This window comes from Amorphoplanes digitatis (assembly GCF_014205335.1).
Taxonomy (GTDB): domain Bacteria; phylum Actinomycetota; class Actinomycetes; order Mycobacteriales; family Micromonosporaceae; genus Actinoplanes; species Actinoplanes digitatus.
Window position 1 is genome coordinate 4,224,363 of sequence record NZ_JACHNH010000001.1, and the last position, 22,932, is coordinate 4,247,294.

Consider the following 22,932-nt stretch of genomic DNA (forward strand, 5'->3'; position numbering starts at 1 on the left):
GGCAGGCCGTGCGGCTCAACGTCGTGGCATGGAGCGTCGCCTCCCTGCTGATCGGCGGTTGTGGCGGCGAAGATCCTCCGCCCCCCGCAGCGGCCGCTGCCTCGGCACCACCATCGGCGTCACCCACTTCCGAGCCCTCATCGACGGTCGGCGCGGACGCGCCGCGTCCGACGGCCTTGGGGCCGATGGTCGATGCGAAGACCTGCGGCAATTTCGGCTGGGGGAATATCGGCCCCGCCCGGATCGCCGGCGTGGACTATCCGGAGAGCCTGCCAGTGGCATGCTTCAACAGCGCGGAAGTGGCCTCGGCCGACTTTCTGGTCCCGGCCACCGCATTGTCGCTGACCGCCGCCGTGGGCATAGAGGATCACACGAAGAACACCGACGCCAAGGCGACGTTCTCCGTTCTGAACGCGGTTACCGGAAAACCGTTGTCCGAGGCGGTCACCGTCGCCTACGGGCAGCCCGCGTCGCCTTTCACGGTTCCGGTCGCCGGCGCAACCCGGATACGCCTTCAGACCCGGTTCACGCAGACGCGCCCTGGCCTCATCACCGCGTGCTGGGCGACGCCGACGTTCGTGTCATGAAACACCTCGGCAAGCACCGCATCCGTGGCTGCGCCGCCCTACGGCCCGGTCCAATCACCGATCCCGCGGCTGCGACCAAGCTCGCGCTGCGCAGCGCCGCCCGCTTGCGCTCCGAGGCGGCGTTCGCCCGGCTCTGCGGCGCCGCGCCCATCCCGGTCAGCTCCGGACGCACCGATCGGCACCGGCTGCACCGCGGCGGCGACCGCGACGCCAACAGCACCCTCTGGCGCGTCGCCCTGGTCCGCATGCGCTGCCACCAATCCACCGCGAGTACGTCGCCCGCCGCGTCACCGAGGGCAAAACCAAGACCGAGATCATGCGCTGCCTCAAGCGCTACATCGCCCGCGAGACCTACTCTTACCTGACTCAGATCCAGCTCACGGGTGCGGCGGCGGCCACGGAATGCATGACGAGTACGACGAGCTAGCGCCTGACGTGTGGACCTGGCTGCAGGCCTGGTACGTCACGCAATGCGACGGTGAATGGGAGCACGAGTTCGGCGTCAAGATCGAAACTGTTGACAACCCTGGATGGTCGGTGGACATCGACATCGCCCATACCGGCCTTGCTGGCAAACCCTACGGACGTCAGCAGGTTCACCGCAGCCAACACGACTGGGTCATCACGTGGGAAGAAAACAGCCACTTCCATGCCGCCTGCGGCCCACTGAATCTGGGCGAAGCCCTGCACACGTTCCGCCAGTGGGCGGAGATGCACGCCCCTCACACCAAAAACGGTCGACCTTGACGGAAAAAGGAGCGTCCGACCCGCGGTTGGAGACCAAGATCCGCGACGTCGTCGGCCTATGTCTCGACCCGCCGGAGAACGCTGTCGTGGTCTGCGTAGACGAGAAGTCGCAGATCCAAGCCCTCGACCGCACCGCACCGCTGTTACCGATGCGCTTCGACCAGGCGGAACGACGTGCCCACGACTTCCGCAGGCACGGCACCACCACCACCCTGTTCGCCGCGCTCGAGGTCGCCACCGGGACGATCACGCGGCATAGTATCGGGGCGTGGCCCAGGAGCTGTGGCAGGCCGGCGACGCCTACGAGGCGTACGTGGGCCGGTGGAGCCGCCCGGTCGCGCGCGAGTTCGTGGCCTGGCTGGACGTGCCCGCCGGCCGGTCGTGGCTGGATGTCGGCTGTGGAACCGGCGCGCTCACGGCGGCGGCGCTCGCCACCGCGCCGGCCGGTGTCGTCGGCGTCGACAGCTCCATGGGATTTCTGTCCGTCGCCGGCGCCCGCGCCGGGTTTGTCGCCGGGGACGCCTGCGCGCTGCCACTGTCCGATGGCCGCTTCGACCTCGTCGTCAGCGGGCTCGCACTCAACTTCGTCGGCGACCCGCGGCGGGCGGCGGCCGAGTTCGGCCGGGTCTGCCGGCCGGGCGGGACGGTCGCGGCCTACGTCTGGGACTACGCCGAGGGCATGGCGATGATGCGGCACTTCTGGGACGCCGCCGTCGCGCTCGATCCGGGCGCCGCGGCGCTCGACGAGGCCCGCCGGTTCCCGCTCTGCCGGCCCGGCCCGCTGGCGCGGCTGTGGGCGGACGCCGGGCTGAAGGGGGTGGGCACCCGGGCGATCGAGGTGCCGACGGTGTTCGCCGGCTTCGACGACCTCTGGCTGCCCTTCCTCGGCGGACAGGGACCGGCACCCGGCTACGTGGCGTCGCTGCCGGCCGGGCGGCGGGCGGCGCTGCGGGACCTGCTCCGCGAGCGCCTGCCCGCCGAGGTCGACGGGTCGATCCGGCTCGCCGCCCGGGCCTGGGCGGTGCGCGGGCACACTACTGTGGATCGATGACCGCGAGACTGGTGCTTGAGCAGGTGCCCATGCCCGGCCCGGACGGGGAGGTCTCGGCGGCGGCGTTCAGTCCCGATGGCGGCCTCCTGGCGACCGGTGGCGAGGATGGCGTGGTACGGCTGTGGGACGCGGCCGGCAGCCGGCAGATCCGGTCTTTGGAGGTCGGGGACGAGGACGACGTCCGGGTGCTGGCGGTCGCCTTCGGGGGTGGTCTCCGGACGGTGCTCGCGGCCGGCACCGACGACGGGCGGGTGGTCACCTGGAGTCCGGGCGACGGCGAGCGGCTCAGCGTGTTCGCCACCGGCGAGCGATACGTCCGTTCGATCGCGGTCCATCCCCACGGCGGCCTGCTCGCCGCCGGGGTCGGCGACACGGTGCGGCTCTGGGACCCGGCGACCGGCCGGCCGGTGCGGGACCTGACCGGTCATACGGGCCAGGTGCACGGCGTCGCCTTCAACGCCGGGGGCGACCTGTTGGCCAGTGCCGGAATGGACGGCATCCGACTCTGGAACCCGTCGACCGGAGAGCTCATCCGCACGTTCACCGGTCACCCCGCGAGCCTGACGACTGTCGCGTTCGACCCGGCCGGCGACCGGCTGGCCGGCACCGGCGCGACCGCCGGTGTGGTGCGGATCTGGCACGCCCGGACCGGGCGGGAAATGGCCGTCGTCGACTGGCGCGGCGCCACCCCGAAAACCGTGGCGTTCAGCCCGGACGGGCGGGTGCTGGCGCTCGGCAGCCCGAGTCGCAGCCTGCGGCTCTGCGACACCACCACCGGCGCGGAGCTCTGCTCGCTCACCGGCCGGCGGATGGGCGTCGTGTCCGCCGCGTTCTTCAGCCCGGACGGGACGGAGGTGCTCACCGTCGCCGGTCGCGCCCGGCACCGGCTGCCGCCCGGCTCGTTCGACAGGTCGTTCGGCCGCTGGCGGATCCGCGAGATCGACGTGGAGCCGTCGGGCGTCGTCGCCGTCCCCGCCGACGACCGGCGGGTCCTGCGCCACCCGAGCCACGTGCACTCGATGGCGTTCAGCCCCGACGGCGGCCGGCTGGTGACCAACGACGGCACCGTACGGGTATGGCGGCTCGACGGTGACGGCGACGCCGCAGGGGTCGGGAACGCCAACGTCGTCGCGGACGTGGTGTGGAGTCCGGACGGCGCCGTGTTCGCCTTCACCCGCGGCCTCACCACGGTCGTACTCGTCGACCCGGAGACCGGTCGCGAGGTCCGGAACTGGGACTGCGGCATGATCGGTGTGTCGAGCCTCGCGTTCAGCGCGGACGGCGGCAAGCTCGCGGCGGCGCTCGGCGACCACTCGATCGTCATCTGGGACCCGTCGACCGGCCGGACGCTTCAGCGGCTCACCGGCCCGCGGTCGACGACCAGCGCCGGGCGGTCGGCGATGACGTTCAGTCCGGACGGCACCCGGCTGGCCAAAGGCGCCGAGGACGGTACCTACGCGGTGCACCTGTGGCACCTCGGCACCGGGCGACTGCGGCAGCTGCACGGTCACACCGACTACGTTGTCGCGGTGGCCTTCGACCCGTCCGGCGCCAGGCTCGCCAGCGGCGGCCTGGACCGGTCGGTCGTGCTGTGGGACGCCGCGACGGGCGACGAGCTCGGCGAGTTGACCGGGCACACCGGTGCCCTGCGGGCGGTAGCGTTCAGTCCCGACGGCACCCGCCTCGCCACCGCGGACTCCGCCGGCACGGTCGACCTCCGCGACCCGGTGACCGGATCGCCGACCCACCGGCTGACCCACGACGGCGGGCCGGTCACGTCGATCGCGTTCAGTCCGGACGGCGCCGGACTCGCCACCGCCGGCTCGGACACCACGGTCCGCCTCTGGACCCTGCCGGCGTGAGGTCAGCGGATCAGTACTCGTTCTTGATGACGAAGTAGGAGCCGCGAATCGTGCCGGCCAGCTTCGACTTCTGCCGGGCGAACTTGAACGACCCGAGCTCCTCGGGAACATCCATCCCGTCGGAGAGCTTGAATCCGACCGCCCGTTTCCCGCCGTCGTCGATCGTGTACATCACGTTGATCGACAGGCCGTCCTCGTAGAAGACGTACGCCATCCGGATGTTCTCGACCTGGAACGCGGTCGCCTCGAGCGGTCGAGCGGAGATGACGATGCCGCGTTCCTTCTCGAGAATGCGGCTCACCCAGTCGATTGCCGACGTGGCGTCGCTCGCCGGCTCGACCGTGAAGGTGTGGTCGTACTTGTTCTTGAAGTACCGGGCCTCGTTCGCCCGCAGGCCGGCCAACGCGGTCGCGACCGGCGACGATTCCAGGCCGACGGTCGAAACGGTGCCGAAGTCCACCGCATAGGACATTACATTTCCCTCGCGTGTATGTACGTCATATCTCGGAACGGGTGTGGCAAGCGTAGGTGCAACGCCCGTCCACTAGGTACCGGAACGCCGGATGTGTTGCGTGCGGATTTCCTGGACCGCGGCGGGCGGCTGTTGCCTCGTCATCGCCCGACATCTATGGTCGGTAACCATCCCACCGACTCGCGATCACGGCGCGTAGCCGATCGTCGAAGCGCTTCGATTGCGCCGTACAGGAGAGGATTCCATGCGAAACAGGCATCTCCGGCGCGCTGTCGCCGTGGCCGCGGTCGCTCTCGTCACGCTCGCGGGCGCGTCCGCCGCCGCGCGTGCCGCCGATCCGGCGGAGGACTTCCGCGACCCCCGGCTGCCCCTCGCCGCCCGGATCGACGACCTCGTCGGCCGGCTCACCCTGGACGAGAAGGTCTCGCTGCTGCACCAGTACCAGCCGGCGATACCGCGGCTCGGCATCGACTTCTTCAAGACCGGGACCGAGGCGCTGCACGGCGTCGCCTGGTCGACCGACGTGGACGCAAACGGCGCGGTGGTCACCGCGCAGGGCACCGCGTTCCCGCAGGCGGTCGGCCTGGCCAGCACCTGGGACCCGGCGTTGCTGCGGCGGGTCGGCGCGGCGGTCGGCGACGAGGCGCGCGGCTACCACGCGCTGAACCCGCGGGTCTGGGGCCTGAACCTGTGGGCGCCGGTGGTCAACCTACTGCGCGACCCGCGCTGGGGACGCAACGAGGAGGGCTACTCCGAGGACCCGCTGCTGACCGGGGCGATCTCCACCGCGTACGGGAAAGGGTTGCAGGGTGACGACCCCGACCACCTGAAGACCGCGCCGACGCTGAAGCACTACGCGGCATACAACAACGAGACCCGGCGCGACGTCACGTCCTCGAACGTGCCGCAGCGGGTGCTCAACGAGTACGACCGCCAGGCGTTCCGGCCGGCGCTCGCGGCGGACGCGGCGACCGGGGTGATGGCGTCCTACAACCTGATCAACGGCCGCCCGGCCACCGTGGACCCGGACCTGTCGGGCCTGGTCCGCGGCTGGACGGACCGCCCGCTGTTCAACGTCTCCGACGCCTGGGCGCCGACCAACCTGACCGGCTCCCAGCGCTACTTCGCGACCCAGGCCGAGGCCGACGCGGCCCTGCTCAAGGCCGGGCTGGACAGCTTCACCGTCAACGACGCCAATGGCGCGCCGACCGTCGCCGCGGTCAACGAGGCCCTCGCGCGGGGGCTGCTCACCGAGGCCGACGTCGACACCGCGGTCGGCCACGCGCTGAGCATCCGGTTCCGGCTCGGCGAGTTCGATCCGGGCGGCGGCCCGCACGCGGGAATCGGCCCGGAGACCATCGACAGCCCCGCGCACCGCGCCCTGGCCCGGGAGACCGCCGGCCAGGCGATGGTCCTGCTGAAGAACTCGGGCAGCGCGCTGCCGCTCGCGCCCGGCGGCCGGGTCGCGGTGGTCGGCCCGCTGGCCGACACCCTCTACACCGACTGGTACGGCGGGAAGCTGCCGTACGAGGTCACCGCGCTGGACGGCATCCGGGAGCGCGCCGCGAGCGTGACCAGCAGCGAGGGCGCGGACCGCATCGCGCTCAAGGACGTGTCCACCGGCAGGTACGTGACCGCGACCGGCACCACCGACGCCGACCGGGTCACCGCCACCGGCGAGACCGCCGGGCCCGCCGCACAGTTCGACGCGGTCGACTGGGGCCAGGGCGTCGCCACGCTGCGCAGCGTCGCCAACGGCCGGTACCTCGGCTACAACTGGGGCCCGTTCCTGACCCGCGACGAGCAGCCCAACGGCTGGTTCGTGCAGCAGCAGTTCAAGCTCGAGGCGCAGGCCGACGGCAGCTACGTGCTGCACTACGCGGGCTACGAGACGCAGGAGAGCTGGTTCGGCGCGAACACCTACGTCACCGTCGGCGCCGACGGCGCGCTGACGCTCGGCTCGGCCACCGCCGACGGCGCCGCCCACTTCGCCCGCGAGGTGCTCAGCAGCGGCGTCGACCAGGCCGTCGCCGCGGTCCGGGGCGCCGACTCCGCGGTCGTGGTGGTCGGCAGCAACCCGTTCATCAACGGGCGCGAGGCGCACGACCGCACCACGATGGCGCTGGGCGAGGGCCAGCAGGCGCTGGTGAAGGCGGTGCTGGCGGCGAACCCGCGGACCACGGTGGTGCTGCAGACCAGCTACCCGGACACCATCACCTGGGAGCAGCAGCACGTGCCGGCGATCCTCTGGACCACCCACGCCGGCGCCGAGACCGGGCACGCGCTCGCCGACGTCCTCTTCGGCGCGCGCAACCCGGGCGGGCGGCTGACACAGACGTGGTACCGCTCGGACGACCAGCTCCCGGCCGACCTGCTCGACTACGACATCATCGCGTCCGGCCAGACCTACCTCTACGGCACGAAGACCCCGCTGTACGCGTTCGGCCACGGGCTCTCGTACACGAAATTCCGCTACTCCGGGCTGCGCACGCGGGCCGAGCGCGGCACGGTGACCGTGTCCGTCGACGTCACCAACACCGGCGCCCGCTCCGGCGACGAGGTGGTGCAGCTGTACACGCACCAGCGCACGTCGCGCGACCTGATGCCGGTCAAGCAGCTGCGGGCCTTCCAGCGGGTCAACGTGCCGGCCGGGCGCACCCGGACCGTCACGCTGCGCCTCAAGATCGCCGACCTGGCGCACTGGGACGTCACCCGCGGCCGCTGGGTGGTCGAGGCGTCCACACACGACCTGATGGTCGGCGCGTCCTCGGCCGACATCCGCCTGCGCGGCACGCTGCGCGTGCCCGGCGAGACGATCCCGGCCCGGGACCTGACCCGGACCACCCGGGCGGAGAGCTTCGACGCGTACGCGGGTGCCCGGCTGGTGGACGAGAGCAAGGCCAGCGGCACGGCGGTGGGCGCGGCCCGGGCCGGCGACTGGATCGCGTTCAAGGACTCGCGCCTGGGCACCGCCCTCACCGCCCGGGTCGCGAAGGCCACCGCGGGCGCGGGCACCGTCGAGGTCCGGCTCGGCTCGCCCACCGGGCGGCTGCTCGGCAGCGCCGCGGTCCCTTCCACCGGCGACGAGTACGCCTACGCGACCACGACCGCCCGGCTGTCGCGGGCCGCCGGGCGCCACGACGTGTACCTGGTGCTGAGCGAGGGGGTGCGGCTGTCGAGCTTCAGCATCGGCTGATCAGTAGGATCGGCTGAGCAGCAGCCGCGCGACCGGGGGAGGGGCGATGCCGACGATCAGCGATGTCGCCCGTGCGGCCGGTGTCTCGATGAGCACGGTCTCGTACGTGCTCAGCGGGCGCCGGCCGATCTCCGCCGAGACCCAGGCCCGGGTCAAGGCGGCGATCGCCGAGCTCGGCTACCACCCGCACGCCGGCGCCCGGGCGCTGGCCAGCAGCAGGACCAGCGTGCTGGCGCTGGTGGTGCCGCTGCGGGTGGACGTCAGCGTCCCGGTCATCATGCAGTTCGTGACCGCCGTGGTGACCGCGGCCCGGACCTACAACCACGACGTGCTGCTGCTGACCAAGGACGAGGGCACGGCCGGGCTGGAGCGGGTCGCCGGCGCCACCATGGTCGACGCGCTGATCCTGATGGACGTGGAGCGCGACGACGTCCGCATCCCGGCGCTGGGCCGGCTCAAGCAGCCGTCGGTGCTTATCGGGTTCCCCGACGACGCGGCCGGCATCGCCTGCGTCGACCTGGACTTCGCCGCCACCGCCGCCGAGTGCCTCGGCCACCTGGCCGGGCACGGGCACACCCGGATCGCCCTGGTCGGCCCCTCTCCCGCGGTCTACGAGCGCGGCACCACGTACGCCTCGCGGTTCCTCGGCGGCTTCACCGAGGCCGCCGAGCGGCTGGGCCTGGAGACGGTCGCGCACCCCTGCGAGCCGGGTGTCCGGGGCGTGCGCGACTGCCTGGCGCAGATCGACGCCGAGCTGCCGGGCGTGTCGGCGCTCGTCGTGCACAACGAGGAGGCGCTGCCCCCACTGCTGGAGGAGCTGCGCGCCAACGGCCGCCGGGTGCCGCAGGACCTGTCGATCGTCGCGGTCTGCCCGCGCGACGTCGCGGTCGGCCTGCCGGTGCGGCTCACCTCGGCGGACATCCCCGCGCACGAGGTCGGCACCATCGCGGTCGAGACGGCGATGAACCTGCTCGACGGCCGGCGGACCCCCGGCACCCGGCTGGTACCGCCGACGATCATCGAACGCGACAGCTGCGCAACCCACCACGAGGAAATCTCCGCGTCACCCGGTTGACATCCACGTCGATCGTTACCTAGCGTCTGGCCAGACCCTGCCGTCGAAGCGCTTCGACTAGGCCGACCGTCGAAGCGCTTCGACCGCCTTTGGAGGACGGCATGTTCAGACCACGAACGAGCTTCGCCGCAGGCGCGCTGCTTCTGGCGGCGTCCCTCGGCCTTACCGCTTGCAGCGACTCCGGCTCCGGCGACGAGGGCGCCGAGGCCAAGACCCTGACCCTCTGGCACTACGAGGGACCGACCAGCGCCATGGGCGTCGCCTGGAACCGGGCGATCGAGCTCTTCAAGGCGAGCCACCCGGGCGTCGAGGTGAAGTTCGAGGAGAAGAGCTTCGAGCAGATCCAGCAGAACGCCGGCATGATCCTCAACTCGGACAGCGCACCCGACATCCTCGAGTACAACAAGGGCAACGCCACCGCCGGCCTGCTGTCCAAGCAGGGCCTGCTCACCGACCTGACCGAGCAGGCGGGCAAGCGCGGCTGGGACAAGGCGCTGAGCCCGAGCCTGCAGACCACCACCCGGTACGACGACGACGGCATCATGGGCAGCGGGAAGATCTTCGGCATCCCGAACTACGGCGAGTACGTGATGGTCTACTACAACAAGGACCTCTTCGCGAAGCACAAAGTCGCGGTCCCGACCACATTGGCCGAGTTTGAGACCGCTCTCGGTACCTTCACCAAGGCGGGCGTCACGCCGCTCTCGGTCGGCGGCGCCGAGTACCCCGCGCAGCAGATCCTCTACGAGCTGGCCCTGTCCAAGGCGAACCGGGCCTTCGTCGACGACTACCAGCTCTACAAGAACAAGGTCGACTTCCACGGCCCCGAGCTGACGTTCGGCGCGCAGGCCTTCGCGGACTGGGTCGCCAAGGGCTACATCGCCAAGAACTCGGCCGGTATCAAGGCCGAGGACATGGGCGTCGCCTTCACCCAGGGCAAGTTCCCGATCCTGATCTCCGGCAGCTGGTGGTACGGGCGCTTCGCCACCGAGATCAAGAACTTCCAGTGGGGCACGTTCCTGTTCCCGGGCAACACCCTGCACCCGGGCTCCAGCGGCAACCTCTGGGTGGTGCCGACGAAGTCCAAGGCCAAGAGCCTCGCGTACGACTTCATCGACATCACCATGCAGCCCGAGGTGCAGGCCCTGCTCGGCAACTCCGGCGGCGTTCCGGTGGCCGCGGACCCGTCGAAGATCACCGACGAGAAGAACAAGGAGCTCATCGCGAACTTCGCCACGATCTCCTCCAGCGACGGGCTGGCCTTCTATCCGGACTGGCCCGCGCCCGGCTACTACGACGTCCTCGTCGGCGGCGTGCAGGGGCTGATCAACGGGTCGAAGACTCCCGAGAAGATGCTCGACGAGATCGCCAAGCCGTACAACGACAACCTCGCCGACCTCGGCAAATGAGCCGGCCGCGACAGGGAGGCCGGCGCGCCGGCTACGGGGTGTACCTGATACCCGGAGTGCTGGCCTCCCTCGCGGTGATCGTCGTTCCCCTGGTGATGACCGTCGGGATCAGCTTCACCCGCTGGCCCGGCATCGGCACGCCGGACTGGGTCGGCCTGGACAACTACACCCGGCTGCTCCACGACGTGAACTTCTGGGCCTCCTTCGGGCACATCCTGCTGCTGATCGTGGCGATGGCGGTGGTACCGACGCTGCTCGGCCTGGTGCTGGCGGCCGTGCTCTTCGACTACCTCGCCAAGGTCTTCGGTGCCCGCTGGGCGAGCGTGTTCCGCTCCGGCTTCTACCTGCCGCAGGTGCTGCCGGTCGCGGTGACCGGCATCGTCTGGGGCTGGATCCTGCACCCGAGCTACGGCGCGCTGAACCGGATCCTCGAGACGATCGGGCTGTCCTCGCTGACCCGCAACTGGCTCGGCGACCCGGACTACGCGCTGTACAGCGTCATGGCGATCATGATCTGGGTCCAGCTGGGCTACCCGATCGTCATGTTCATGTCCGGCCTCCAGCGCATCGACCCCGAGCTCTACGAGGCCGCCGACCTCGACGGCGCCGGCTGGTGGCAGCGCTTCCGGCGCATCACCGTGTACCTGATCCGGCCCGAGTTCTACGTGGTGCTGGTGACCACCACCATCGCCGCGCTGAAGATCTTCGGCCCGATCTTCGTGCTGACCCGGGGCGGGCCGAGCAACGCCACACTGGTGCCGTCCTACTTCGCGTACAAGAACTTCTTCGAGAAGGCACAGGTCGGCTACGGCTCGGCGATCTCGACCGTGCTCACCGTGTTCATCGTGGTGCTGGCGTTCGTCTTCCTGCGCCTGCAGACCCGCGACCAGGAGCCGCACAGGTGACCGCCGCCCGCCGGTACCCGGCCCGCTTCATCGTCCTGGCCGTACTGCTCGTCCTGCTGCTGCTCGTCGTGGCGCCGCTGCTGGTGGTGGCGCTCAACGCGGTCAAGAGCCCGGCGGACTACGCGGGCAACGGGCCGCTGTCCATCCCGGAGTCGCTGCACCTCTCCGGCATCGTCGACTTCTGGAACCGCGTCGACTTCGGCCGCAAGCTGCTCAACAGCTTCGTCACCAGCGCCGCGGTGGCCGTGCTCGCCGTCGTGCTCTCGGTGCTCAACGCGTACGCGCTGGGCATCGGCCGGGTCCGCGGCCGGGTCTGGTTCCTGGTCTTCTTCCTGGTCGCCAACCTGTTGCCGCAGGAGGTGCTGGTCTACCCGCTCTACTACCTGTCGAAGGGCCTGCACCTGTACGACAGCCTGTTCTCGATCGTCATCATCTTCACGGTCATCCAGAGCGCGTTCGGCACGTACCTGCTCTCCTCGGTCTACGCCGAGTTCCCGACCGAGCTGCTCGACGCCGCCGAGGTCGACGGCGCCGGGCGCTGGCGCACCCTGTGGAGGGTGGTCGTCCCGGTCAGCCGGCCCACCCTGGCCGTGCTGTTCACGTTCTTCTTCATCTGGACCTGGAACGAGTTCTTCCTGCCACTTGTCTTCCTGATCTCGAACGCCAACCAGACCGTCCCGGTCGCGCTCGGCGTGCTCCAGGGCGACCGGCAGATGGATGCCACGACCACCAGCGCCTCGGCGCTGATCGGCATCCTGCCCGCGATGCTCTTCTTCCTGATCTTCCAGCGCACGTTGACCCGCGGCGTCACCGCCGGCGCCATCAAGTAAAGGAACCGCCATGAAGTTCACCGACGGCTTTTGGAGCAAGCGCGACGGCGTGACCGTCCTGCACCCGGTGCAGTTGCAGGACACCACGGCGCGGGCCGACTCGCTGACCGCGTACGCGACGGCCAAGCGGGTGCGCGGGCGCGGGGACACCCTCGACGCCCCGATCATCACGGTCGCCTGCACCGCGCCCGCGCCCGACGTCGTGCGGGTCACGATCTGCCACTTCGCGGGCGGGGTGCCGCGCCGGCCCGACTTCGAGATCACCGCCGAGCCGGGTTTCGTCCCTCAGGTCGACGACATGAGCCTGACCTCGGGCGCGCTGACCGCGCGGTTCGCCGGTGGGGACCAGTGGCGGCTCGACTTCCTCGCCGGCGGCCGGCGCCTGACCGGCAGCGGCGGGAAGGGCATGGGCATCGTCGAGGACGCCGACGGCGGACGGTACGTCCACGAGCAGCTCGACCTCGGCGTCGGCGAGGCGGTGTACGGGCTGGGCGAGCGCTTCGGGCCGCTGGTCAAGAACGGCCAGTCGATCGACATCTGGAACGAGGACGGCGGCACCAGCAGCGAGCAGGCGTACAAGAACGTGCCGTTCTATCTCACCAACCGCGGCTACGGCGTGCTCGTCGACCACCCCGGCCGGGTGTCCTTCGAGGTCGGCTCCGAGCTGGTCTCGCGCACCCAGTTCAGCGTCGGCGGGCAGACGCTGTCCTACCTGGTGATCTACGGGCCGTCCCCGGCGGAGATCCTGCGCAAGTACACCGCGCTGACCGGCCGGCCCGCCCTGCCGCCGGCCTGGTCCTTCGGCCTGTGGCTCTCCACGTCGTTCACCACCTCCTACGACGAGGAGACGGTGACCGGCTTCGTCGACGGGATGGCCGAGCGGGACCTGCCGCTGAGCGTCTTCCACTTCGACACGTTCTGGATGCGCGAGTTCAGCTGGTGCGACTTCGAGTGGGACGCCCGGATCTTCCCGGACCCGCCGGGCATGCTCAAGCGCCTCTCCGACCGCGGGCTGCGCACCTGCGTCTGGATCAACCCGTACATCGCCCAGCGCTCGCCGCTGTTCGCCGAGGGCATGGCCGCCGGCTACCTGGTGCGCCGCGCCGACGGCGACGTCTGGCAGTGGAACCGCTGGCAGGCCGGCATGGCGCTCGTCGACTTCACCAACCCGGACGCCCGCGAGTGGTACGCGGGCAAGCTGCGCGCCCTGCTCGAGATGGGCGTCGACGCCTTCAAGTCCGACTTCGGCGAGCGCATCCCGGTCGACGTGGTCTGGCACGACGGCTCCGACCCGGAACGGATGCACAACTACTACACCCAGCTCTACAACCGGGTGGTCTTCGACGTGCTGCGCGAGCACCGCGGCGAGGGCGAGGCCGTCGTCTACGCCCGCTCGGCGACCGTCGGCGGCCAGCAGTTCCCGGTGCACTGGGGCGGCGACAACTCCTCGACCTTCGAGTCGATGGCCGAGAGCCTGCGCGGCGGGCTGTCCCTGGCGGCGTCGGGCTTCGGCTTCTGGAGCCACGACATCGGCGGCTTCGAAGGGCTGCCCGACCCGGCCGTGTTCAAGCGGTGGATCCCGTTCGGGCTGCTCTCCTCGCACAGCCGGCTGCACGGCAACCAGACGTACCGAGTGCCGTGGCTCTTCGACGAGGAGGCCGTCGACGTGCTGCGCGAGTTCACCCGGCTCAAGCACACGCTGATGCCGTACCTCTTCGGCGCCGCAGGCCGCGCGCACCGCGAGGGCCTGCCGGTGATGCGGCCGATGGTCTTCGACTTCACCGACGACCCGGCCGTCACCCACCTCGACCGGCAGTACCTGCTCGGCGAGAGCCTGCTCGTCGCGCCGGTGTTCAGCGAGCAGGGCGACACGACCTACTACGTGCCGGCCGGCCGCTGGACCCGGTACCTGACCGGCGAGGTGGTCGAGGGCCCCGGCTGGGTACGCGAGACGCACGGCTTCGGCAGCGTGCCGCTGCTGGTGCGGCCGGACTCGGTCCTGGCGATCGGCGCCCGCCACGACCGGCCGGACTACGACTACCGCGACGGCGTCACGCTGCGGCTGTTCGAGCTCGCCGAGGGCACCCGGACCACGACCGTGCCGGGACCCGCGGGCGCCGCCCCGACCACGTTCGAGGTGACCCGTTCGGGCGCGACTATCCGCGTGGTGCGCTCGGGCGACCCCGCCGCGTGGCGGATCCGCGCCGGCGACACCGTGGTGAACCTCGACGCCGGCGACTCCACTTGCGAGCTGAACCTGGACTAGCCTTTTCCTGGTGACTCATCCGCTCTGGACCGGCCCCGCCGTCGCGCTCGTCAACCTCTTCGACCGCGACGGCGCGGTCGACGCGAAACGCACGGCGGAGCACGCGTCGCGCGTGGTGGCGGCCGGCATCCGCGGGGTGCTCGTCAACGGCAGCACCGGCGAGGCGGCCGCGCTCACCGACGCCGAACGGGTCGAGCTGATCACGGCCGTCCGCGAGGCCTGCCCCGCGGTGCCGGTCGTCGCCGGCGCCTCCGGTGACTGGTGGCGCCCGGCCGCGGCCCGGGTCGCCGCCGCGCTGGGGGCCGGCGCGGACGCCGTGCTTGTAGCGCCACCGCGGCTCGGCGGCACGCTGACCGACTACTACCGGCGGGTGTGCGACGCCGCCGTCGGCGCGCCCGTGCTCGCATACCACTACCCGCCGGTCGCCGGCGGCCCGGTGCCGGTCGACGCGCTGACCGGCCTCGGCGTCGCCGGCGTCAAGGACTCCAGCGGCGACCCGGCCCGGCTCGGGCACGAGCTCGGCCTCGGCGGCCAGCTCGCCGTCTACACCGGCGCGTCGGCGCTGCTCGGGTACGCGAGCTGGCTCGGCGCCGCCGGCGCGATCGTGGCGGCGGCGAACCTCGTACCGGACGAATGCCTGGCCGCCTGGGACCGCGACGCCGCGGCGCAGCACGCGGTGCTGCGCGCCGAGCGCGAGAGCAAGGCCCTGCCGGGCGGCCTCAAGGAGGCCATGGCCCGCCGCCACGGCACCTCACCCGTACGCCGCCTCGGCTGAGCCGGTGCGCCCCGGCGGCGGCCGGAACTCGGCGGTGGTGCGCTGCTGCCCCACCAGGCGGGCACCCTCGCCGGCCGTGGGCGGGCTGCCGCGTGAGTCGGTGAGCTAGAACGATGACGACATCAACTGGGGAATCCTCGGCGGTGGAGCGCTGCTCGTGGTCGCCGTCGGAGTCGGCGCCGGCACGATCGCGGAAGGTGCTTATGTCCGGATTCGGGCTCAATATCGAGCTGGATGTGGAAGAGAGCGCGGTGGCGGACTCCGCCGGGCTGGGCTTCGAGTGGTTCGACGTGGCGTCCCGCGCGGCACTGACCGAGCCGCGGGCCGCGCTGGAAGGGCTGGGGCCGGTGCCCGCGTCTCCGCGGTTCGTGGACCCGGAGGCGTGGAACCCGGCCGGTGCCGCCGTGCGGTTGAGCGGCACGCTCGAGGTCTCGGACCAGCGGGCCAGGCCGTTCGACGCCACGTCCATGTCGTGGTTGGAGAGCCGGATGCCGAGTCGGCCCGAGCGGGTCGATCTCACCTTCGCCATGTTCGCCGGCGAGGAGCCGGACTCGCCGAATGTGTGGTGGCCGTCGCTGTACGCGCACCGCCCCGGCAAGTCGCCGGGCTGGCTGCGGATCGGCGCCTATGTCGCGGAATCGCTGTTCCTGGACGAGCGGCATGGCTCCGCGGCGCAGCGGCTGTGGCTGGAACTGCTGCGTTCCTTCGCTGAGCGGTGCAACCCCGGCTTCGGCCAGATCGAGTACGGGTACGACACGTTCGGCAGCACCGCGCTGGAGAAGTCACTCAGCCCCGATCTGCCCCGCCACGAGCGCAGTCCCCGGTACACCGTTGCCGAGAGCAGGAAGTACCTGCGCGGCTATTCGTGGCTCACCGTCCTGCCCGCCGAACTGGCGGAGCAGCTCGGCGGGGTGGCCGCACTGTCCGCAAGCGGCGCGTTCGCCGAGGTCAGTGCGTTGGCGACGGGTGGTGTGTGGCTCCAGGCCACCGCTGACTACCGGGCGTACGGTGCGGAGCAGGTCGGCCGCGTCCATGCGGCGCTCGCGGGTGTCCTGCGCCCGGGTGAGCTCGTCCGCCGTGACACCGCGGAGCTCGGGAGGCCGCCGCACCGCCTCGTGTTCACCAGCGCCGGTGAGGGCGCCTAGGGTGCGTGCGGGTCGCCTCCGGGCACCAGCCAGACCCGCAGCTCCCCGGCGGTGGCGAAGCCGGCCGCCCGGGCGGCCGGGAGCACCTCCGGCGTCTCGTAGCCGACGAGCGGCAGGCCGGGGAAGCACGCGGAGATCGCGGCCACCGCCTCGTCCCAGACGTCGCCGAACAGGTTGGACACCCCGGCGCAGCGCGCGCTGCGGTTACCGATCGCGCCGCCGGTGAGCCGGTCGCCGTCGTACACGCCGACCACGACCACCGATGGGTCGCGCAGCAGGACGGGCGGGAACGAGCCGCCGTGCGCGGCCGCCCATCCGGCCAGCTCGGCCGGGGTCCGCACCCTCCGGCAGGCCGGGGGAGCGCCGGCCGGCGCGGCGGGCGGCCGGTGGATCCACTCGGCCTCGAACAGTGTCCGGAATCCGGCCGGGGCCAGGTCGAGGGCGGCGAAGCTGTCCTTGACCGAGCAGCCGGGCGTGACGTCGAGGCCGGCGAGGACATCCCGGGGGTGCTCGGCGAGGGTCACGGCGTCGGGGTGCAGCGGCGGTGACCGGCGCAGGGCGAGCCAGCGGTCCCGCTCGAACCGGGTGGCGACGCCGGAGGCGCGGCAGAACAGGTCGCACCAGTCGGCGTTGTTCCGGGCGGCGAGGTGGGCGGGCGTCGGCATGTGAGCAGGGTGCCGTGGTAAACCGGGTGCGTCCACCGGTATGCGCGCGCCAGAATCGGGACCATGGCGCGCTTCGGGAGGATCCAGGAACACCGGCGGCACTGGCTCGACGGGTACACGCTCCGGCACGCCCGGCTGGTCTGGGACCTCCCCGCCGGCGCGCTGGTGCTGCCGGACCTCGGCGGGATCGACCGCCGGAGCCCTCGGCGATCACTGCGGCACGTGGAGCACTGCCCGCCCGGCCCGCGTAACCGGGGATTCGATCGGCGGGGATTCCCCCTTCAGTCCCGCCTGGCGGCGAGGGCGAACGCCGCGACCCGCCGCGCCGGCCGGTCCAACGCCGCGTGGTGCCGGGCCGCTCGGGCGGGCCGGCGAGGCTGACCCGGTACCGGGGGAGTCGCGGAGGCCTCTGGTGGGTACGAGCAGGTGGCCCACGCACGCAGCCATGGAGAGCGAGTAGCGCCGATGACGGTCACGACCGGTCACAGCCGCACCAACCCGGCGCCCAGGTCGGCGGTCGTCGTCAATCCGTCGAAGGTCGGTGACCTCGACGAGCTGCGGCGCACCGTCGACGAGACCCTGTCGGGGGCCGGCTGGCCGGCGCCGCGGTGGTTCGAGACGACCCCGGACGACCCCGGTCTGGGCCAGGCGCGCGCGGCCGTCGCCGAGGGCGCCGAGGTGGTCTTCGTCTGCGGCGGCGACGGGACCGTGATGTCGGCGGTCTCGGCGCTGGTGGGTACCGAGGCGTCCATGGCGATCCTGCCGGCCGGTACCGGCAACCTGCTCGCCGCGAACCTGGGGCTGTCGACGGACCTGGCCGCCGGGCTGGCCGTCGCCCTGGAGGGCGGCCTGCGGCGCCTCGACGTCGGCGCCGTCGACGGCCGGCACTTCGCCGTGATGGCGGGCATGGGTTTCGACGCGCAGATGCTCGACGCCACCTCCGACACGGCCAAGGCGCACATCGGCTGGCCTGCGTACGTCCTCGGCGCGCTGCGGCATCTCAGGGACCGTCCGATGCGGGTCACGGTCCGGGTCGACGGCGGCGCACCGATGCGCCGGCGGGCCCGCTCGGTCCTGATCGCCAACGTGGGCCGGCTGCAGGGCGGGGTGGCGCTGCTGAGCGAGGCGCAGCCGGACGACGGCGTCCTCGACGTCGCGATCCTGACTCCCCGGACGCTGCGCAACTGGGTCGCGCTGGGGTGGGGGGTCGTCCGGCGCCGCGGACGGGTGCCGTCGATGGAGGTCTTCCGCGGCGCCCGGGTCGAGGTGATCAGCAACCGGCCCCAGCCCCGCCAGCTCGACGGCGACCTCATCGAGGCCGGTGACCGGTTGACGGTCGAGGTCACCCCGCGGGCGCTCTGGCTGTGCGTGCCCCAGCCGGCCGAGGACCCCGACCTCACCGTCGACGTCGACGCCACCGCCCGGGAAGCGGGACTCGCCGACCGGGCGAATTGAGGCGCTCGCCAAAGGCCGGAATTCCGTCGTGCTGATGAATTCCTGTGGCAATTCCGTCGCAATTCCCGGCTACCTTTGGTCTGCCTTTGGTCACGCTGAGGATTGGCTCACGATTGTTCGTGCCGATCGACCTGGGCCGGCGACCTCGCGTCACCGCGGGGCGACCATTTCTCCGACTCGATTACGCTAGGTAGCTGAGGCGTCGCTCAACGACCCACCTTTATGAGCTTATAGGCGGATGGGCCGGGATTTGAGCTGTGCCACGCCGTCACGCGCGTCGAGGTCGATTGGGGACGCTGAGCGTGTCGGTGTGGTTGCGCGCCGGTGAGGGTATTCGGTCAAACCGGGCACCCTCTAAAAATCGGGCAATCCGCCTTTTATTCTGGTAAATAGCAAATGTCCGTGTGGTGTATAACGCATTAGACGACTCTTAACTTGTTTCCGGCAAGGTTGATCATTTACCCTCCAGACCTTCTAACGCCATGGTCGGTAGCGCGTCCGGACCGGTTCTAGGCGGAGGGCCGCACGTTTACACGGGGGAAAGACCAGAAATGCCACGAACTTCTCCATGCACGCGTCTGGGGCTGGCGCGTGCGGTCACCGTCGCACGGAGCGTCGCCGCATGATCGCGCTGCGCTTCTACCGCCTTCTGCCCAAGAGCCACCGGCTGCGGATGATCGAGGCGCTGCCGCCGCACCGGCAGCTGTGGCTGGTCCGCCGCCTCACCCGCCAGCGCAGCCTGCGGGCCGCGGCCCGGCCCGGCGCCCTCGTCAAGGCGCGTGACGCCGGCCGTACCGTGCGTGCGCGGGTGGCGGTCGACATGACGCCCGCCGCGGCCTGGAAGCGCAACCTCGACGCGGTCACCGCCGTGCTCGACGGCGCCGGCATCGACTACTTCTGTGTCCGCCCGATGAGCAACGCGCACAGCGCGGTCGCCGTACACCGGCGGGACCGGGAGCGGACCCTCGCCGCCCTGACCGCCGACGCCGGGCTCTCCGGCGCCGAGATCCGCACCGGCGAGGTGTCCGACGCGGGCTTCCGCCAGCACCGGCTCGGCAAGACCGGGATCCAGGTCTACTTCTGCGTCACCGACCCGCACGCCACCACCGTGCTCGGCAGCGGCTCGGCCTGCGAGATCGAGTTCTGGCGCACGGCACGGGGCGTCGACGGCGCGCCCGACTCCATCAAGGCGCCCCGCGGCAACCGGGTCGCGGCGACGCTGCCGGCGGCGGCCGAGTACCGGCAGGTGCCGCCGATCGCCCTCAGCGAGCTGATGCCGGCCACCGAGGACGGGCCGCGCTACCGCACCCGCTCGGAGTTCGCCGAGGCGCCGGCCGAGAGCGTCCGCTTCCCCATCGACGTGGTCTACACCTGGGTCGACGGCAACGACCCGGACTGGGTGCAGCGCAAGAACGCGGCGCTCGCGGCCATGGGCCAGCAGCAGATCAACACCATCGCCACCAACCAGTCGCGCTTCATCAGCCGCGACGAGCTGAAGTACTCGCTGCGCTCGATCGCCACGTTCGCGCCGTGGGTCCGACGGATCTTCCTGGTCACCGACGACCAGGTCCCGCCGTGGCTGGACGACTCGGACCCGCGGCTCACCGTGGTGCCGCACCGCGAGCTGTTCGGCGACACCGGCGTGCTGCCGACGTTCAACTCGCACGCGATCGAGTCGCGCCTGCACCGCATCCCCGGTCTGGCGGAGCACTTCATCTACTTCAACGACGACATGTTCGTCGGCCGGCCGGTGCCGCCGACCGCGTTCTTCCACGCCAACGGGATCGCCAAGTTCTTCCAGTCGACCGCCCAGCTCGAGGCCGGCCCGGCGACCGTCTTCGACGCGCCGGTCACCGCGGCGGGCAAGAACAACCGGGAGTTCATCCGGAAGTTCTTCGAGCGCACCGTCACGCAGAAGATGCAGCACGTGCCGTACCCGTTGCAGAAGAGCGTGCTCGAGGAGATCGAGAAGTGGCTGCCGGAGGAGGTCGGTGAGACCGCGCGGCACCAGTTCCGTCACCCGGACGACCTGTCGATCCCGTCGTCGCTCCAGCACTACTGGGCCTACCTGACCCAGCGGGCGGTGCCGGGCAGCATCAAGTACACCTACGCCGACCTGGCGCACGCCTCCACGCCGGTGCAGCTCGCCTTCCTGCTGGCCCGCCGGCACTGCGACGTCTTCTGCCTCAACGACACCGACTCGGCCGCGGTGGCCCTGACGGAACAGGCGGCGATGCTCGCCGACTTCCTGCCGCAGTACTTCCCGTTCCGGTCGCCGTTCGAGCTGCCCGACGAGGTGGCCGAGGAGCGCGCCCGGTTCAGCGCGACGGAGCTCGCCCGCGCCGCTCAGGCCGAGCGGACCCGGCTGCCGGAGCAGCGCGTGCCCGACGCGGGCGTACTGATCCAAGACTGATCGCGGAATGTGACCGCCGCGGCGCCGATCCGGCCGGACGGCGCCGGCGACCCTGCCTAGGAGAATGACCGTTGTTGCAGCTCGGGCGCAAAGTGCTTGGCCGATCCACGAAGGCGTGGGCGGCGGGTACGCACGTGCAGATCGTCGCGCACTGCGACGACGACCTGTACTTCATGAATCCGGCCCTGCACCACGCGATCAGCGCCGGCGCGCCGATCACGTCGGTCTACCTGACGGCGGGCGAGGCCGACGGGCGCAACGTCGCCTACGGCGTGCCCGACCGCAGCAGCCACCCGGTCGACCACGCCGGGTACGCGGCGGCGCGGCGCAACGGCATCCGGTCGGCGTACGCCGAGATGGCCACCGGTGACCGGGACAGCCCGTGGCGCACCGAGCCGGCCCGCTACGCGGGCGTGAACGTCGACGTGGCGGTCCTCATCGCCGTGCCGCGGATCCGGCTGGTCTTCGTCAGCCTCGTGGGCCAGGAGGCCGCGACGGCGGGCGACCCGCCGCAGGCCATCGACTCGCTCTGGACCGGGGAGATCCCCGCCCTGGCGACGCTGGTGCCCACCGGCGGCGCGGTCACCCGCAAGCAGAAGGTTTCCCGGGACGGCCTGCTCGACCTGTTGCAGGAGATCCTCGCCGAGGCGCGGCCGACGGTGGTGCGGATCATGGACCCGGACCCCGACCACAAGACCTACGACCGCGGCGAGATCACCTACTCCGACCACGCCGGGCACACCGCGGCGGCGCACTTCGCGCTGCACGCGGTCCGCCGCTTCGAGCGCAGCAACGGCCGGTTCCCGCTGGTCGAGAGCTACCGCGGCTACTACAACCGGCACTGGCCGCGGAACCTGACCGAGGCGGCGTTCGCCACCAAGCGGCAGATCCTCGACACGTACGGCGGCACGCACGGCGACCGCACCGCGGAGATCGGCTGCGGCGACTACCTGGTCGGCGACCAGGCACACACCACCGGTTACGGGCAGAGCACCACCCAGCGGTACCCGGGCAGCGCCTCCTGGCTGCGCCTGCAACCGAACGGCCGGCTCGCGGCGTTCGCCGTGATCGCCGGCGACGTCCACCTGTGGCAGGAGACCAAGCCGGGCGCCCGGACCTGGACCGAGCCGGTCCGGCTCGGCGGCGGCGACCTCGCGCCGCACCTCGACGTGGTCGCCGGGCCGGACGGGCGCCTGCACCTCGTCGGCGTGCGGCAGCCGCTCACGCCGTCGCCGCGCGGGCAGCACCGGACCCTCGTGGTGGCGTCGCAGGCCGAGCCGAACGGATCGTTCGGCGGCTGGACCGAGCTGGGCAACCCGGCCGGCCGGTCGGCGGACCGCACGCTGCGGATGCGCGAGATGGGCATGCCGGTCGCCGCCGTGCGCCCGGACGGGATGCTCCAGGTCTTCGTCCGTAACTTCGGGCGCGGGGTGAGCAGCCGCACGCAGACCGGCCCGAAGAGCTGGGGCCCGTGGTCGGACCTGGGCGGGTCGCGGGTCCAGGAGGGACTGGCGGTCGCCACCGGCCGCAGTGGACGGCTCAGCCTGTTCGCCGGCACCAACAACAGCGTGCTGGTGTGGAACCAGGAGGAGGACGGCTCGTTCGCGCCGCCCGCCGCCCTGCTGCGCCGCGAGGCCACCGGTCCCGTCTCGGTCGCGCGGGAGCACGACGGCCGTCTGCTCCTTGTCTACCGGGCGGGCGGGCACGGCGAGGTCACCATCCTGCGGCAGGCCCGGGAGGGCGCCTGGCCGACCGTTCCGGCGGTCATCGACGGCGAGGGCGGCTTCGGCCCGGTCGCTGCGTTCTCCGCGCCGGGCAAGGACGGCGAGACGCTGCTGGCCCACCGCAACGACCAGGGGACGCTGAGCGTGTCGCGCCAGCCGACCGGCAAGGGCATGTCCCAGTCGTGGTCGGCCGCGGGCGCGATGTTCGTGCGCACGCCCGCGATCGCCACCGACGCGGCCGCCCGCTTCGTGATCGCCGCGCTCGGTGTCGACGGAGTTCTGCGGGTCGCCCGCGGCTCCGACGACTTCAGCGAGTGGGTCGCCCTGCCGTCGGCGGGAGCCGCCGGTGTCTGAC

General features: G+C 71.6%; 18 protein-coding genes and 2 pseudogenes. 18 read left to right on the forward strand and 2 right to left on the reverse strand.

Annotation, left to right across the window (positions count from 1 at the left end):
- The first annotated feature begins 8 nt into the window (after window positions 1-8).
- The 6 genes and pseudogenes from BJ971_RS18375 (at window position 9) to BJ971_RS18395 (ending at window position 4,247) form a co-directional block, all read left to right on the forward strand.
- Window positions 9-587 carry an NPCBM/NEW2 domain-containing protein gene (locus BJ971_RS18375; RefSeq protein WP_184994473.1) on the forward strand — a complete coding sequence of 193 codons (579 nt, stop codon included), beginning with the start codon at window positions 9-11 and terminating at the stop codon, window positions 585-587.
- 101 nt (window positions 588-688) lie between these two features.
- Window positions 689-1,014: pseudogene (locus tag BJ971_RS18380) on the forward strand (transposase); the annotation flags it as partial.
- Complete coding sequence (locus tag BJ971_RS18385; protein ID WP_184994474.1) at window positions 990-1,334, forward strand: immunity 53 family protein; 345 nt, start codon at window positions 990-992, stop codon at window positions 1,332-1,334. The pseudogene BJ971_RS18380 and the gene BJ971_RS18385, both read left to right, overlap by 25 nt.
- A 5-nt stretch (window positions 1,335-1,339) precedes the next feature.
- Window positions 1,340-1,585 (forward strand): annotated as a pseudogene (locus BJ971_RS41410) (IS630 family transposase); the annotation flags it as partial.
- A 17-nt stretch (window positions 1,586-1,602) separates the two neighbouring features.
- A complete protein-coding gene (locus tag BJ971_RS18390) occupies window positions 1,603-2,385 on the forward strand; it encodes a class I SAM-dependent methyltransferase (protein WP_203709151.1) in 783 nt (260 codons plus the stop codon).
- Window positions 2,382-4,247, forward strand: a complete 1,866-nt coding sequence (locus tag BJ971_RS18395; RefSeq protein WP_184994475.1) for a WD40 repeat domain-containing protein — start codon at window positions 2,382-2,384, stop codon at window positions 4,245-4,247. The genes BJ971_RS18390 and BJ971_RS18395 overlap by 4 nt, the downstream gene beginning before the upstream one ends.
- 10 nt (window positions 4,248-4,257) lie before the next feature.
- Here the strand turns inward: BJ971_RS18395 and BJ971_RS18400 are convergent, their stop codons facing one another.
- A complete protein-coding gene (locus tag BJ971_RS18400; RefSeq protein ID WP_184994476.1) occupies window positions 4,258-4,719 on the reverse strand; it encodes a DUF8821 family protein in 462 nt (153 codons plus the stop codon).
- Window positions 4,720-4,963: 244 nt separating this feature from the next.
- On the opposite strand from BJ971_RS18400, the gene BJ971_RS18405 reads away from it, so the two are divergent.
- From BJ971_RS18405 to BJ971_RS18440, 8 genes are all read left to right on the forward strand, one after another.
- Window positions 4,964-7,915, forward strand: coding sequence for a glycoside hydrolase family 3 protein (locus BJ971_RS18405; RefSeq protein ID WP_184994477.1), 2,952 nt, complete (start codon window positions 4,964-4,966; stop codon window positions 7,913-7,915).
- 46 nt (window positions 7,916-7,961) lie between these two features.
- Window positions 7,962-8,990 carry a LacI family DNA-binding transcriptional regulator gene (locus BJ971_RS18410; RefSeq protein ID WP_184994478.1) on the forward strand — a complete coding sequence of 343 codons (1,029 nt, stop codon included), beginning with the start codon at window positions 7,962-7,964 and terminating at the stop codon, window positions 8,988-8,990.
- A 101-nt stretch (window positions 8,991-9,091) separates the two neighbouring features.
- The gene (locus tag BJ971_RS18415; protein WP_184994479.1) at window positions 9,092-10,399 is read left to right on the forward strand and encodes an extracellular solute-binding protein; all 1,308 of its coding nucleotides are present in this window, start codon (window positions 9,092-9,094) and stop codon (window positions 10,397-10,399) included.
- Window positions 10,396-11,304 (forward strand): carbohydrate ABC transporter permease, encoded by a 909-nt coding sequence (locus BJ971_RS18420; protein WP_184994480.1) that lies wholly within the window; start codon window positions 10,396-10,398, stop codon window positions 11,302-11,304. Before BJ971_RS18415 ends, BJ971_RS18420 begins: the two co-directional genes overlap by 4 nt.
- Window positions 11,301-12,134, forward strand: coding sequence for a carbohydrate ABC transporter permease (locus tag BJ971_RS18425; RefSeq protein WP_184994481.1), 834 nt, complete (start codon window positions 11,301-11,303; stop codon window positions 12,132-12,134). The genes BJ971_RS18420 and BJ971_RS18425 overlap by 4 nt, the downstream gene beginning before the upstream one ends.
- Window positions 12,135-12,144: 10 nt before the next feature.
- Window positions 12,145-14,400, forward strand: coding sequence for an alpha-xylosidase (yicI, locus tag BJ971_RS18430; protein ID WP_184994482.1), 2,256 nt, complete (start codon window positions 12,145-12,147; stop codon window positions 14,398-14,400).
- 10 nt (window positions 14,401-14,410) lie between these two features.
- Window positions 14,411-15,175, forward strand: a complete 765-nt coding sequence (locus tag BJ971_RS18435) for a dihydrodipicolinate synthase family protein (protein ID WP_184994483.1) — start codon at window positions 14,411-14,413, stop codon at window positions 15,173-15,175.
- Window positions 15,176-15,372: 197 nt separating this feature from the next.
- Complete coding sequence (locus BJ971_RS18440; RefSeq protein ID WP_184994484.1) at window positions 15,373-16,320, forward strand: hypothetical protein; 948 nt, start codon at window positions 15,373-15,375, stop codon at window positions 16,318-16,320.
- Here the strand turns inward: BJ971_RS18440 and BJ971_RS18445 are convergent.
- Entirely contained in the window at window positions 16,317-16,985 is a 669-nt protein-coding gene (locus BJ971_RS18445; protein ID WP_184994485.1) for a hypothetical protein, read from the reverse strand. The genes BJ971_RS18440 and BJ971_RS18445 overlap by 4 nt on opposite strands.
- A 63-nt stretch (window positions 16,986-17,048) precedes the next feature.
- On the opposite strand from BJ971_RS18445, the gene BJ971_RS18450 reads away from it, so the two are divergent.
- The 4 genes from BJ971_RS18450 to BJ971_RS18465 all read left to right on the forward strand — a co-directional run bounded on the left by BJ971_RS18450 (window position 17,049) and on the right by BJ971_RS18465 (window position 22,931).
- The gene (locus BJ971_RS18450) at window positions 17,049-17,366 is read left to right on the forward strand and encodes a hypothetical protein (protein WP_184994486.1); all 318 of its coding nucleotides are present in this window, start codon (window positions 17,049-17,051) and stop codon (window positions 17,364-17,366) included.
- Between the two features lie 84 nt (window positions 17,367-17,450).
- Entirely contained in the window at window positions 17,451-18,440 is a 990-nt protein-coding gene (locus BJ971_RS18455) for a diacylglycerol/lipid kinase family protein (protein WP_184994487.1), read from the forward strand.
- 622 nt (window positions 18,441-19,062) lie between these two features.
- Entirely contained in the window at window positions 19,063-20,853 is a 1,791-nt protein-coding gene (locus tag BJ971_RS18460) for a stealth family protein (RefSeq protein WP_184994488.1), read from the forward strand.
- A gap of 134 nt (window positions 20,854-20,987) precedes the next feature.
- Window positions 20,988-22,931 carry a DUF8189 domain-containing protein gene (locus BJ971_RS18465; protein WP_184994489.1) on the forward strand — a complete coding sequence of 648 codons (1,944 nt, stop codon included), beginning with the start codon at window positions 20,988-20,990 and terminating at the stop codon, window positions 22,929-22,931.
- Window position 22,932 lies beyond the last annotated feature (1 nt).

Bases quoted from the DNA above. Each gene is read 5' to 3' on its own strand.
- BJ971_RS18405 (WP_184994477.1), top strand. From the start codon at position 4,964: ATGCGAAACAGGCATCTCCGGCGCGCTGTCGCCGTGGCCGCGGTCGCT.
- BJ971_RS18450 (WP_184994486.1), top strand. From the start codon at position 17,049: ATGGCGCGCTTCGGGAGGATCCAGGAACACCGGCGGCACTGGCTCGAC.
- BJ971_RS18460 (WP_184994488.1), top strand. From the start codon at position 19,063: ATGATCGCGCTGCGCTTCTACCGCCTTCTGCCCAAGAGCCACCGGCTG.
- BJ971_RS18455 (WP_184994487.1), top strand. From the start codon at position 17,451: ATGACGGTCACGACCGGTCACAGCCGCACCAACCCGGCGCCCAGGTCG.
- BJ971_RS18415 (WP_184994479.1), top strand. From the start codon at position 9,092: ATGTTCAGACCACGAACGAGCTTCGCCGCAGGCGCGCTGCTTCTGGCG.
- BJ971_RS18385 (WP_184994474.1), top strand. From the start codon at position 990: ATGCATGACGAGTACGACGAGCTAGCGCCTGACGTGTGGACCTGGCTG.
- BJ971_RS18420 (WP_184994480.1), top strand. From the start codon at position 10,396: ATGAGCCGGCCGCGACAGGGAGGCCGGCGCGCCGGCTACGGGGTGTAC.
- BJ971_RS18445 (WP_184994485.1), bottom strand. From the start codon at position 16,985: ATGCCGACGCCCGCCCACCTCGCCGCCCGGAACAACGCCGACTGGTGC.
- yicI (WP_184994482.1), top strand. From the start codon at position 12,145: ATGAAGTTCACCGACGGCTTTTGGAGCAAGCGCGACGGCGTGACCGTC.
- BJ971_RS18395 (WP_184994475.1), top strand. From the start codon at position 2,382: ATGACCGCGAGACTGGTGCTTGAGCAGGTGCCCATGCCCGGCCCGGAC.
- BJ971_RS18410 (WP_184994478.1), top strand. From the start codon at position 7,962: ATGCCGACGATCAGCGATGTCGCCCGTGCGGCCGGTGTCTCGATGAGC.
- BJ971_RS18400 (WP_184994476.1), bottom strand. From the start codon at position 4,719: ATGTCCTATGCGGTGGACTTCGGCACCGTTTCGACCGTCGGCCTGGAA.